Annotated in this window: 16 protein-coding genes; 11 read left to right on the top strand and 5 right to left on the bottom strand. The window is 69.3% G+C overall.

The features are described from left to right. Nucleotides 1-125 precede the first annotated feature (125 nt). The 5 genes from CDO44_RS11180 (at nt 126) to CDO44_RS11160 (ending at nt 3,887) form a co-directional block, all read left to right on the top strand. Nucleotides 126-734 (top strand): gamma-glutamylcyclotransferase, encoded by a 609-nt coding sequence (locus CDO44_RS11180; protein ID WP_233146145.1) that lies wholly within the window; start codon nt 126-128, stop codon nt 732-734. Between the two features lie 29 nt (nt 735-763). Next, the gene (pdxH, locus tag CDO44_RS11175) at nt 764-1,402 is read left to right on the top strand and encodes a pyridoxamine 5'-phosphate oxidase (RefSeq protein WP_087780388.1); all 639 of its coding nucleotides are present in this window, start codon (nt 764-766) and stop codon (nt 1,400-1,402) included. 7 nt (nt 1,403-1,409) lie between these two features. Next, nucleotides 1,410-2,492, top strand: coding sequence for a DUF72 domain-containing protein (locus CDO44_RS11170; RefSeq protein WP_087780318.1), 1,083 nt, complete (start codon nt 1,410-1,412; stop codon nt 2,490-2,492). A 66-nt stretch (nt 2,493-2,558) separates the two neighbouring features. Beyond that, nucleotides 2,559-3,080: a flavin reductase family protein gene (locus CDO44_RS11165; protein WP_087780317.1), complete on the top strand. Its 522-nt coding sequence runs from the start codon at nt 2,559-2,561 to the stop codon at nt 3,078-3,080. A gap of 21 nt (nt 3,081-3,101) precedes the next feature. Then, on the top strand, nt 3,102-3,887 hold the full coding sequence (locus tag CDO44_RS11160) for a hypothetical protein (RefSeq protein ID WP_087780316.1): 786 nt from the start codon (nt 3,102-3,104) through the stop codon (nt 3,885-3,887). Between the two features lie 22 nt (nt 3,888-3,909). Here CDO44_RS11160 and CDO44_RS11155 read toward each other — a convergent pair whose 3' ends face one another. From CDO44_RS11155 to purE, 3 genes are read right to left on the bottom strand one after another with little or no spacing between them, the layout of a single operon-like run. Then, nucleotides 3,910-4,905 (bottom strand): L-threonylcarbamoyladenylate synthase, encoded by a 996-nt coding sequence (locus CDO44_RS11155; protein WP_087780315.1) that lies wholly within the window; start codon nt 4,903-4,905, stop codon nt 3,910-3,912. A gap of 6 nt (nt 4,906-4,911) precedes the next feature. Then, complete coding sequence (locus CDO44_RS11150; RefSeq protein WP_087780314.1) at nt 4,912-6,078, bottom strand: 5-(carboxyamino)imidazole ribonucleotide synthase; 1,167 nt, start codon at nt 6,076-6,078, stop codon at nt 4,912-4,914. Beyond that, nucleotides 6,075-6,548 carry a 5-(carboxyamino)imidazole ribonucleotide mutase gene (gene purE, locus CDO44_RS11145; protein ID WP_233146144.1) on the bottom strand — a complete coding sequence of 158 codons (474 nt, stop codon included), beginning with the start codon at nt 6,546-6,548 and terminating at the stop codon, nt 6,075-6,077. Before purE ends, CDO44_RS11150 begins: the two co-directional genes overlap by 4 nt. Here purE and CDO44_RS28080 point away from each other — a divergent pair. Further along, the gene (locus CDO44_RS28080; RefSeq protein WP_233146149.1) at nt 6,520-6,657 is read left to right on the top strand and encodes a hypothetical protein; all 138 of its coding nucleotides are present in this window, start codon (nt 6,520-6,522) and stop codon (nt 6,655-6,657) included. The genes purE and CDO44_RS28080 overlap by 29 nt on opposite strands. 56 nt (nt 6,658-6,713) lie before the next feature. Here CDO44_RS28080 and CDO44_RS11140 read toward each other — a convergent pair whose 3' ends face one another. Beyond that, a complete protein-coding gene (locus CDO44_RS11140; protein ID WP_087780312.1) occupies nt 6,714-7,805 on the bottom strand; it encodes a YeiH family protein in 1,092 nt (363 codons plus the stop codon). Nucleotides 7,806-7,914: 109 nt separating this feature from the next. Here CDO44_RS11140 and CDO44_RS11135 point away from each other — a divergent pair, with 109 nt between their 5' ends. Together CDO44_RS11135 and trxA are read left to right on the top strand one after the other, a co-directional pair. Then, nucleotides 7,915-8,853 carry a LysR family transcriptional regulator gene (locus CDO44_RS11135; protein ID WP_198951346.1) on the top strand — a complete coding sequence of 313 codons (939 nt, stop codon included), beginning with the start codon at nt 7,915-7,917 and terminating at the stop codon, nt 8,851-8,853. Nucleotides 8,854-8,944: 91 nt separating this feature from the next. After that, nucleotides 8,945-9,787 (top strand): thioredoxin, encoded by an 843-nt coding sequence (gene trxA / locus CDO44_RS11130; protein ID WP_087780311.1) that lies wholly within the window; start codon nt 8,945-8,947, stop codon nt 9,785-9,787. A gap of 188 nt (nt 9,788-9,975) precedes the next feature. Here trxA and CDO44_RS11125 read toward each other — a convergent pair whose 3' ends face one another. Continuing rightward, nucleotides 9,976-10,893 carry a tripartite tricarboxylate transporter substrate binding protein gene (locus CDO44_RS11125; protein ID WP_233146139.1) on the bottom strand — a complete coding sequence of 306 codons (918 nt, stop codon included), beginning with the start codon at nt 10,891-10,893 and terminating at the stop codon, nt 9,976-9,978. On the opposite strand from CDO44_RS11125, the gene CDO44_RS28075 reads away from it, so the two are divergent. From CDO44_RS28075 to CDO44_RS11115, 3 genes are all read left to right on the top strand, one after another. Next, on the top strand, nt 10,774-11,118 hold the full coding sequence (locus CDO44_RS28075) for a tripartite tricarboxylate transporter substrate-binding protein (protein WP_233146143.1): 345 nt from the start codon (nt 10,774-10,776) through the stop codon (nt 11,116-11,118). The genes CDO44_RS11125 and CDO44_RS28075 overlap by 120 nt on opposite strands. Nucleotides 11,119-11,210: 92 nt before the next feature. Beyond that, a complete protein-coding gene (locus CDO44_RS11120; protein WP_158213257.1) occupies nt 11,211-11,489 on the top strand; it encodes a GntR family transcriptional regulator in 279 nt (92 codons plus the stop codon). Nucleotides 11,490-11,495: 6 nt separating this feature from the next. Then, nucleotides 11,496-11,942, top strand: a complete 447-nt coding sequence (locus tag CDO44_RS11115; RefSeq protein ID WP_369824628.1) for a UTRA domain-containing protein — start codon at nt 11,496-11,498, stop codon at nt 11,940-11,942.

Raw genomic sequence — 11,942 nt, 5'->3', positions numbered from 1 at the left:
TTGCAAATGGAAAACGAGTGAAATCCCGGATTTGGACGAATATCCCGCGCCGGCGATAGAATGGAAGCCCTCCCCCTGCTTGCGCACTCTTGTCCCTCGCCGCCTTTCCGCCGGAATACGCCCCGCTGCTCCTCACCGCCGCCGAGCGCCAGGCGTCCATCGAAACCGCGCTGCGCGACTGGAACCGGCGCGATGACGTCTGGCTTTTCGCCTACGGCTCGCTTATCTGGAAAGCCGACTTTCCCGTGCAGGAACGCCGCATGGCCACGGTGCGTGGCTACCACCGCTCGCTGTGCCTGTGGTCCCGCATCAATCGCGGCACGCTGGCTTCGCCGGGCCTGGTGTTCGGGCTGAACCGGGGCGGCAGCTGCCGCGGGGTCGCGCTGCGCCTGGCTGCCGCCGACGTCGACGACGTGTTCGCCGCGCTGTGGGAGCGCGAGATGATGATGGGTTCCTACCTGCCCCGCTGGCTGCGCTGTGATACGGCCACGGGCCCCGTCGAGGGCCTGGCCTTCGTCATCGACCGGGGAGGATCCGGCTATGCCGGCGGCCTTGCCGAGGCCGAGGTACTGGCGGCGATCCGCCGCGCGCATGGCCGCTACGGCGCCTGCGTGGACTACGTGCTCGATACGGCGCGGGCGCTGCGCGCCCATGGCATCCGCGACCGGCGCCTGGACCAGCTCGCGCGGCGGCTGACCGCGCCGCACGAGGCCGCCCCCCGCAACCCGGTATAGTGATGGGTGGAATTTCTTCTTCGCGTTCGATCATGTCCATCGCCGACATTCGCCAGAACTACCAGCAAGGCGCCCTGCTGGAGGCCGACGCGCCCGCCTCGCCGTTCGAATTGTTCGGCGCCTGGTTCGGCCGCGCCGTGTCCGACCAACTTCCCGACCCCAACGCCATGGCGCTGGCCACCGTGGACGAACGCGGCCGGCCGGCGGCCCGCACGGTGCTGCTCAAGGGCTACGACGAACGGGGCTTCGTCTTCTACACCAATTACCAGTCCCGCAAGGGCCGGGACCTCGCCCATCTTCCCTACGCCAGCCTGCTGTTCTTCTGGCCCGCGCACGAACGCCAGGTCCGCATCGAAGGCCGCGTGGAGCGCACGTCCGAACAGGAATCGGATACCTACTTCCACAGCCGGCCGCTCGGGTCGCGCATCGGCGCCTGGGCCTCGGACCAGAGCGCAGAGATCCCCGACCGCGAAGTCCTGCGAGAACGCGAGACGCGCTTGCGGGCCGAACTGGGCGAACATCCTCCGCGGCCGGCGCACTGGGGCGGCTACCGCGTAGTGCCGGACGCCATCGAGTTCTGGCAGGGCCGGCCGTCCCGCTTGCACGACCGCCTGGTCTATCGTCCCGTGCCCGAAGGCGGCTGGCGCATCGTGCGCCTGGCTCCCTGAGCTTGGCATGGCCTCGCAGGAACGCCCTCCGGGCGCGAGCGTACCGCCCGACACGGCCGGCGGCCAGGGCTCGTTTTTCGACGACGCGCCCGCTGCGGCCAAGCCGGCCGCCAAGGGCAAGGCCAAGACCGTGCCGGCGGCCGAGCATCCCGCCGGGCTGCGGCAGCTGGGCGCCGCCATGCCGCCCGAGGTCTACCTGGGCACCTCGTCCTGGGCATTCTCGGGCTGGAACGGCATCGTCTACGGCGCCAAGGCGAGCGAATCGCTGCTCTCTCGCGAAGGCCTGCCGGCCTATTCGTCCCACCCCCTGCTCAACAGCGTCAGCCTGGACCGTACTTTCTACGCGCCGCTGACCGCCGAACAGTACGCCCACTATGCGGGCCAGGTGCCGGCCGGCTTTCGCTTCGTCGTAAAGGCGCCGAACCTGGTGACCGACGCGGTGCTGCGCGAGGACCGCGGCGTGCCGGCAGGTCCCAATCCCAGCTTCCTCGACCCGGTCCTGGCCACGGACCATTTCGTCACCCCGTGCCTGGAGGGCCTGGGAACGAAAGCCGGACCCCTGGTGTTCCAGTTTTCGCCGCTGCCGCCCGAGATCCTGGCCGATCCTGCCGGCTGGGTGGCGCGTCTGTCGGCCTTTCTTGCCGCGCTTCCCCCTCTGCCGGCCTCCCGGGGCCACGAGCAGCCGTTCTACGCGGTGGAGTTCCGCGATCCGCAGGTGGTCACGCCGCGCATGATGAAAATGCTGGCCGAACAAGGGGTGCGCTATTGCGTGGCCATCCATGCGCGCATGCCGTCGGCGGCCCGCCAGATGCAGGCGGTGGCGGCCACCGGTCCGGGCCCGCTGGTCGTGCGGTGGAGCCTGCTCGCGGGACAGCGCTACGAGGCCGCCAAGGCGCGCTTCTCGCCTTTCGACAAGATACAGGTGGAAGATCCGGAAACGCGCCGGGTACTGGCCGAAGCGGCCCGGGCCGCGCACGCCGCGGGTCAGCCAGCCTGGATCGTCGCCAATAACAAGGCCGAGGGCAGCGCGCCGCTCACGCTCGAGCTGCTGGCACGGGAAATCGCAGCACGCCTGGCGCCACCCGGATAAAATGAGGCTTTACAGCAACGTCAGCCGCGCAACCAGCGACCTGGGTGCGTCAGCCCCTTCCCCTGGATGCCTGCAGCTCTCCCGGATTTCGATTCCACCGCGTTCCGCTCGGCCCTGGGCCGCTTCGCCACGGGCGTGACGGTCGTCACGGCCATGGGGCCCGACGGGCGGCCCATCGGCCTGACGGTCAGTTCGTTCAACTCGGTCTCGCTGGCGCCGCCGCTGGTGCTGTGGAGCCTGTCCTTGACCTCGGGCTCGCTGCCCATTCTCGACGCCGCGAGCCACTATGCCGTCAACGTGCTGGCCGCCGACCAGCTCGAGGTGGCCAAGCGTTTCGCCACCCGCGGCAATGCGACCGACCGCTTCGCCCAGTTCCCCTGGCGGCCGGGAGGCAACGGCGCGCCGCTGCTGGAGGGTTGCACGGCCTGGTTCGAATGCTATAACCGCAGCAGGTACCGTGAAGGCGATCACTGCATCTTCGTGGGCGAGGTCGAGCGCTGCGGTCATACCGACGCCATGCCGCTGGTGTTCCATGCGGGAGGCTTCGACCTCACGCCGCAGCGTTCGCGCAAGACTCCCGCTTCCTAGAACCTTTCCGCCGGGCTTTCCATGCATCGTCGCTTCGCTCTCGCTCTGCTCTGCACCCTGTCCCTCGCCGCCTGCAACGGCGGCTACTTCGGCTCGCCGGAGGAAGACGGGGGCGACGGGGGGGGCGGGGGCGGCAACAGCGATGCCCAGGGCATCTGGGCGGGCAACATCACCAGCGACACGCTATCCATGCACATGCTGGTCACGCCCACCAACGAACTGTGGGCCATGTCTTGGAGCGAGAACTTCAGCCAGGTACGGCGCCTGACGCGCGGCACCGGCTCGCTCAACGGCAAGGCCTACTCGGGCACCGGCAAGACCTTCGGCACCGGGGACACCACGGCGGAAACCGCGAACATCACGGGCACCGTCGCCAGCGGCGCCAGCTTCGACGGCAACCTCGGGCAGAACGTGACCTTCACCTCGACGTTCAACGGCCAGTACAACGAGGCCTTCGACCTCGCCGCCTATGCCGGCACCTGGCAGGGTCGCGACAGCGCCAGCTCCCGCGTGACTTTCACCATCCAGGCCAACGGCGATTTCGAGGCCAGGTCCGAGATCAGCGGCCGGCCTGACACCTGCAACATCAGCGGCGCGCTGGCCAAGGCCTCGTCGGGCAAAAACTACGCCACCACGACCTTTTCGTTCGGCAACGCCACCAACTGCCTGAGCCAGCACGCGGGCACGAGCATGCAAGGCGTGGCGATGCGATTGACGGAACAGAACAAGGAGCCACTGTTGCTGATCATGGCGACCAACAGCGCGCAGTCGGCGGCGTGGTTCGCCTACGCGCGCAAGCAGCCGTGAGGAACCAGGGCCCGTTCAGGCCCTAGCCCGCCCCCGATCCCACGGCCGCGCGGCCAAGACGGTCCCGCACCGCAGACCAGGCCGGCGCCGCGGGCGGATTCTCTAGCAGCAGCAAGTCCAACCCGCGGCCATCGAGTTCACGCAGCGTGGCATAGAGCGCCTGCGCATATCGTTCGGGCTCGCTGGGGGCTTGGACCCAGACGGTGGCCCCGCCGGGATCGCGCGACGACCAGACGCCCACCGAACGACCCTGGGCGCGCGCGGCAGCCACTTCAGCCGCCAGCACGGCGGCACCGGCCAGCTTGAGCGGCGTGCGGGGCGCGTAATGCGCCGACAGCGATCCCGACACGCGCGGCACCGAGCGCCGTTCGTCCATCTGCGCCCGCGTGAGAACGGCGGTGCCGAGCACCGCGGACAAGGCCACGGCCGATACGTGCCCGGGCCGCAGCAGGATGGGGATGTCGCTGGAGACGTCGACGATGGTCGATTCGATGCCCACCTCGCACGGTCCGCCATCGAGCACCACCGGCACGGCCTGGTCGAACTCGCCGGCCACGTGCTGCGCCGTGGTCGGGCTCACCCGCCCGAAACGGTTGGCCGAGGGCGCCGCCACGCCGCCGCCGAATGCGGCCAGCAGGGCCTGGGCCACAGGATGCGAAGGGCAACGCAGCCCCACCGTATCCTGCCCGCCCGTGACGGCGTCGAGCACGCCGGGGGCGCGCGGCAGGATCAGCGTCAACGGGCCTGGCCAGAATGCCGCCATCAGTCGCCGCGCGGCGTCGGGAACGCGCGCCGCCCAGCGCGACAGGTCGGCGCCGGCGGCCACGTGGACGATGACCGGGTGGTCGTTGGGCCGGCCCTTGGCGGCGAAGATGCGCGCCACGGCCTCGGGATCGGACGCATCCGCGGCCAGGCCGTAGACCGTCTCGGTGGGCATGCCCACCAATTGCCCGGCACGCAGCAGGTCGGCCGCTTCGGCGATGGCCGCGGGCGTCGGCGGCAGGATGCGCGCGCTCATCGGCGACTACGGAAAAACGATGCCCAGGGCGGCCGCGACTTGCGCCGCGCTGCGCCCTGCCTCGTCACGGTCCGCGCCGAGGCAGGTCACATGCCCCATCTTGCGGCCCCGCCGCGCCTCGGCCTTGCCGTACAGGTGGAGCTTGGCCGAGGGCGCCTGCAAGGCCCGGCCCCATTCGGGCTCGACCGCCTGGTCGCCGCGCCGGAACCAGATGTCGCCCAGGACGTTGAGCATGACCGAGGACGCGAGCAAGTCGGGAGCGCCCAGCGGCATGCCTGCCAGCACGCGGACCTGCTGCTCGAACTGGCTGGTGACGCACGCATCGATGCTGTAGTGGCCGCTGTTGTGGGGACGAGGCGCGATCTCGTTGACGATCAGGCGATCCTCGGGCAGCACGAAGAACTCCACGCAAAGGACCCCGCAATAATCCAGCCCCGCGGCGACCTGGAGCGCCGCCGCGGCGGCGCGGCGTGCGATGTCCGCGGAAGCCCGGGGCGACGGCACGGTGGAGATCGCCAGGATGCCGTCGCGGTGCACGTTCTCGGAAACGGGATAGGTCACCACTTCGCCGTCGAAGCCGCGCGCCACGACGACGGAGATCTCGAATTCCAGCGGCAGCCTCGCCTCGAGCACGCAGGGCACGCCGCCGAAGGAGGCGAACGCGGCGCGCGCCTCGTCGGCCGACTCGACCCGCGCCTGGCCCTTGCCGTCGTAGCCCAGGCGAGCCACCTTCAGGATGCCGGGAAACAGCGATGCGGACGCGGCGTCGATGTCGGCCGCGGAGCGGATCTCGGCATACGGCGCCACCGGCACGCCGATCGAAGCGATATAGCCCTTTTCGGCGATGCGGTCCTGGGCGATGGCCACCGCGCCGGCGGCCGGGCTGACCTGGCAGCGCTCGGCCAGCTTCTCCAGGCTGGCAGCCGGGACGTTCTCGAATTCGGTGGTGACGGCGGCGCAGCGCTCGGCCAGCTGCGCGAGCGCCGCCTCGTCGTCGTAGTCGGCGCGGATGTGCAGGTCGGCTACCGCGCCCGCCGGACAGTCGGCGATGGGATCCAGCACCGCCACGCGATATCCCATGCTCTGTGCGGCATGACAGAACATGCGTCCCAGCTGACCGCCTCCAAGCAGCCCGAGCCAGCCGCCCGGCTGCACCGTGCGCCCCGCCGTCATGCCTGGCCTCCGGGCGGCAGCGCCATGGCGCGCGCGGCCTCGGTCTGCCGGGCGCGGAAGGCGTCGAGCTTTTGCCGCAACGCGGGCTCGGTACAAGCCAGGTTGGCCACCACGTGCAAGGCCGCATTGGCCGCGCCTGCCTCGCCGATGGCGAACGTGGCGACCGGTACGCCCTTGGGCATCTGCACGATGGAAAGCAGGGAATCCTCGCCGCGCAGGTACTTGGACGGCACGGGCACGCCGAACACGGGCACCGGCGTCAGCGCCGCCAGCATCCCCGGCAGATGCGCCGCCCCGCCGGCCCCCGCGATAATCGCCCGCAGGCCGCGGCGCGTGGCGTCGGCGCCGTACTCCACCATGTCGAGCGGCATGCGATGGGCCGACACGACCCGCGCCTCGTGGGGAACGCCGAACTCGTCGAGCACGGCCACGGCGTGCTTCATGATCTCCCAGTCGCTGGAAGACCCCATGACGATGCCGACCTGCACCGCCGCGGAAGAGGAAGAAGGGGAAGAAGAGGAAGGACTGGACATGTGGGACCTTGCGGGCGCCCGGCGCATGAGCCGGGCGAGCGTCTAAAGACAGGATTTTAACCCGCAGCCGAGCTTCGGCCCCTGTCGGTTTCGACGGCGCCCCTACCCCATCAAGCGATTGATCACCGCGCCGCCGGCCACCAGCCACGCGAACAGCAGGCCGGCGAGCAGCAGCGGGCGCAGCCCGGCGCGGCGGATGGCGCCAACGTGGGTCGTCAGCCCCAGGCCGGCCATGGCGATTGCCAGCAGCAGGGTATCGATGTCGATCGCCACCGACACCAGCGGCGCGGGCAAATGGACGAGAGAATTGAACGCGACCATGGCGATGAAGCCCACCGCGAACCAGGGGATGCACAGTCCCCCGCCCTCGCCCGCACGGCTGCCCGCGCCGTTCCTGGCTCCCCCCCAGGCGAGCCATGCCGAGAGCGCCAGCAGGAACGGCGCCAGCATCATGACGCGCACCATCTTCGCGATCACGGCCGTGTCGGCCGCCTCGGTGCCCACCGCCCGCGCGGCGGCGATGACCTGGGCGACCTCGTGGACCGTCGAGCCCACGTAGACGCCGAAACCGTGCGCGCCGCCGGGAATCAGCCCCCACTGCGCATTCAGCTCGTAGAGGAACGGATACAGGAACATGGAAAGCGTGCCGAACACCACGACCGTGGCCACGGCCACCGCCACCTGGTCGGGCTTGGCGCGCAGCACCGGCGCGGTGGCCATGACCGCCGCCGCGCCGCAGATGGAACTGCCCGCCCCGATCAACCAGGCCGAGGCGCGGTCCAGCTTGAATACGCGGGTGCCGAGCAGCCAGGCCAGGCCGAAGGTCGACAGCAGCACCACCGCATCGACAGCGACGCCCGCCACGCCTACGCCGCCGATGTCCTGCCACGTCAGGCGCAACCCGTAAAGGACGACGCCGGCCCGCAGCAGGGTCTGCTTGGCCACCCCCACGCCGGCGGCGCTCTGCGCGGCAATGCGGGGGTAGACGGTATTGCCCACCAGCATGCCGAGCACGATGGCCAGCGTCAGCGCGCTCAGGCCGCGGCTGGCGAACACGTCCCATCCTCCCAGCATCATCGCCGCCGCCCCGATGGCGCCGGCCAGCAGCAACCCCGGGCCCGCCTGCCGGAAGAAGCCTGCCGGTCCGCGCACCAAAGCAGGCGCCGGGGCGGGAGAAACGGAGGAATAAGGCATAAGCTAATAACTTCTGGAATTAACGCCCTCCACTCTATTCGCCGCCCTTGACGGGGTAAAACGGTTTATTTTTGTATATTCAAACGGAAAAACTGGTTATTCGAGTTATATGGAAACCTTGCGCCTGACGCTGCGCCAATTGCAGATCTTCGCCGCCGTGGCCGACACCGGCAGTACCAGCGCGGCGGCGGCGGCCGTTGCGTTGTCGCAGTCGGCCACCAGCGCCGCGCTGAACGACCTGGAGCGTGCGCTCGACATGGCGCTTTTCGACCGAGTGGGCAAGCGCCTCGTGCTCAATGACAACGGCCGGGAACTGCTGCCCCAGGCACGCGAGCTGCTGGACCGGGCCGCCGGCATCGAACGCTGGGCCCACGACGACCAGGGACACGTGGGCCTGCTGCGCATCGGGGCCAGCACCACCATCGGCAACTACGTGCTGCCCACGCTGCTGGCCGGCTTCCAGCGCGACCTGGAAAGCTCCGGCCAGCCGAGCTGGACCGCGCACGTGGCCATCGCCAATACGCTGGCCATCGCCACGCAGGTGGTGAATTTCGAACTGGACCTGGCCCTGGTCGAGGGACCGTGCGAGCAGCCCGAGCTGACGGTCGAGCCGTGGCTGGCCGACGAGCTGGTCATCGTCGCCGGCGCGCGCGACCCCATCGTGCCGGCGAGCGGCGGCCTCGTTTCCACGGCGCAGTTGCGTGCCGCCACCTGGCTGCTGCGCGAAGAGGGATCGGGAACGCGCGAGACCATACGCGAAGCGTTGACGCCCCACTTGCTGCACATGAAATCGGGCATCGAGTTCGGCAACTCGGAAGCCATCAAGCGCGCCGCCGCCGGCGGGCTGGGCATCACCTGCCTGTCGCGCTGGGTGGTGAGCGACATGCTCAAGACCGGGGAACTGGTCGAGCTGCCCACTGCGCTGCCCCGGCTGGTGCGATCGTTCTACCTGATTTCCCATGCGCGCAAGCATGCGACGCCGGGCGTGCGCCGGCTGACGGCCTACCTGCGCACGTTCGCGCTGACCTCGGCGCCGCCCCTGCCCTGACCCACCCGAGCGCCGCGGAGGCGGCCAGCCCGCCGCGCGCCAAAATGAAGCACAATCTCTTTTTCGCTCATTGCTTCATAGGATTTCCGGTATGGATGTCACGCTCGCCAATTTCGAGCGCGAGGTATTGCAGGCCTCGCGCGAAAAGCCGGTCCTCGTCGACTTCTGGGCGCCGTGGTGCGGCCCCTGCCGCTCGCTGACCCCGATCCTGGAAAAGCTCGAACGCGACTACGGCGGCAGCTTCAAGCTGGTCAAGGTCAACGTCGATGAAAACCAGCAGCTGGCCGCCCATTTCCAGGCCCGCAGCATCCCGCTGGTGGTCGCCATCCTCAACGGCCGGCCGGTGGACCAGTTCACCGGCGCGCTGCCAGAGGGACAGATCCGCGCCTTCATCGACCGCCTCCTGCCCTTGCCCCACGAGCAGGAGCACCAGCAGGCGATGGCGGCCATGCAGGCCGGCGACGTCGCCGCGGCGGAAAAACACTTGCGCGCAGCCCTCGTGCTCGATGCGACCTACGATCCGGCGCGGATGGACTATGTCGAGCTCCTGCTCACCACGGGCCGCCCCGAGGATGCCAAGGCCCAGTTCGAACTGCTCACGCCCCAGGCCAAGGCCGACCCCCACTACGCCAACCTGGAAACCGCGCTGAACGCCGTCGAGCAGGCCCAGGACTCGCCCGAGGAAACCGAGCTGATGAAGCGCATCGAGCAGAACCCGGACGATCTGCAGGCGCGCCTCGACCTGGCCAACAAGCGCATCGCGCGGCGCGCATGGGCGGGGGCGATGGACGAGTTGCTGGAAATCGTCAAGCGGGATCGCAGCTTCCAGGACGAGATCGGCCGCAAGACCATGATCGCGGTCTTCGACATGGCTTCGGCGCAACCGGAACTGGTTTCGCAGTACCGCCGGAAACTATCAACGGTATTGTTTTAGGCTAGAGGGAGGCCGCCCCCCTACACCCCTCCGGGTGCCCCCTCCAGGGGCGATGCGGATCCGGCTTTGCCGGTCCGCCAGCGCCGCCCCCTTGAGGGGGAGCGGCCAAAGGCCGCTAGGGGATGGGCCTTCCTTCCGTCCGCAGCGCCGCCCCCTGGGGGCGCGCGTCAGCGCGTAGGGGGGCTCCTCTACTCCACCTTTATCCCGGTATCGGCCACGACCTTGCCCCAGCGCTGCGTTTCATCGGCGACCAGCTTGGCCAGCTCTGCCGGCGACGACGGCGCCGGATCGGCATAGACCCCGGACAGCTTCTCGGCCACGGCGGGCTCGCGCAGCGCATCCGCCACTTGCCGCGACAAGATGTCCACCGCAACCTGGGGCGTGCCTTTGGGCGCGAACAGTGCGAACCAGCCTCCCGACTCCAGTCCCGCCACGCCTGACTCGGCGAAGGTGGGAATGTCCGGCGCGAACCGTGATCGCTGGGTGCCCGTTACCGCGATGGCCTTGATGCGGCCATCCTTGAGCAGCGGCATCGCGGGCGGCAGGCCGGCCATCACGAGATCCAGCTCGCCCCTCGCCAGCGTCGGCAGGGCCTCGGCGAAACTCCGGCTGTACGGAATGTGCAGCAGCTTCAGCCCATAGCTGTCCTGCAGGTAGGCAGCGGCCAGATGCAGGTTGGTGCCCACGCCGGGCGTGCCGTAGCGCAACTCTTTCTGCCTGGCCAAGGCCAGGAACTCTTGCGGGTTCGACGCCGGCAGCTGGGGGCTGGCCAACAGCACGTTCTGGATACGGGCCAGCAGCGCGACGGGCGCGAAATCCTTCTCCGGCTTGATGCGCCATTCCGGATACAGGTGGGTCAGGATGCCATGCGTATCCTTACCGCCCAGCAGCAACGTATAACCGTCGGCCTTGGCATCGGCCACCGCCTCGGTACCGATCTTGCCGCCCGCGCCGAGCTTGTTCTCGACCACGAAGGACTGGCCGGTCTGGCGCGACAGCTGCTCGCCCACCACCCGGGCGATCATGTCCGGCGCCGTGCCGGGACCATAGGGAACGACGTTCCGGCGGTCACCGAGATCGGCGGCGAGGAAAACACCATTCCCCACACCTACTTCGGCTTCGCCCTGCCGGCCGGTGCGCCCGCGGCCGTACGCGACCAATTGTCGCTCAACGTCCGGCAGGTCCTTGCCGACCCCGCGATCCGGGCGAAACTCGCCGACGGCGGCTTCGAGCCGGCCCAGGGCACGCCCGAGGAGATGCGGGCCACGGTGGAACGCGACATCGCGGCGTTCGGCCGGCTCGCGCGGACACTGAACATCCAGCCCGAGTGATGGCCAGCCGGCAGAATAATGGCGGGGATGGAATAATCGCGGTCGTCTCCCCCGGAGCACCGACCGCTCCTCCCGAACCAGGCTTTCGACCCATGTCCTCATTCGCCGATACCACGCTCGACCGGATGGCGCGCTACCTGCAATTGGCGTCGCTGTTCCGTAACAAGATCATTACCGGAGACTGGCCTGTCGGCGGCCGCATCCCCAACGTCGCGGACCTGGCCGAGCAGTTCGAGGTGGCGCGCGGCACCATACGCGAAGCCCTGGGCGTGCTGGAGGACGAAGGGCTGATCGAGCGTTTCCGGGCGAAGGGCAGCTTCGTCCGCAAGACCCCCAAGGCGCGCAGCGCGCATCGGCTGGCCATCGACTGAGCCTCCCTGATCTCGGCCCACGAGGGCGCGGACATCGAGGTCCTGGAACAGCGTGACCTGGACGAACTGCCCGCCTTCGCGGCCGGAGAAGGCGAACCGGCCGCGCACTACACGATGATGCGCCGGCTGCACTCGCGCGACGGCCATCCCTATCTGGCCGCGCGCTTCGTCCTGGATCGCGAGCTGTTCAAGCAGGGACCGCCCAAGCGCTTCCGGCACGAGGCCACCCTGCCCATCCTGCACGAGCTAGCCGGCAAGCGCATCGCGCAGGCCAACCAGGTCATGACCATAGGCAGCGCCGACCGCGAGATGGCCGCGCTGCTGGAGCTGCCGCTGAACGCCCCGGTGGCGCACGTCGTACGGCGCGCCATCGACACGTCGGGCAAGCTGATCTACGTGGGGGAAGGGATATACCGGGGGGATTCGGTCAGGCTGGAGATCGCGCTGATCTGA

Origin of the sequence: Pigmentiphaga sp. NML080357, from assembly GCF_002188465.1 — a bacterium.
GTDB lineage: Bacteria > Pseudomonadota > Gammaproteobacteria > Burkholderiales > Burkholderiaceae_B > Pigmentiphaga.
This window is presented reverse-complemented; position numbering and strand designations above follow the sequence as displayed.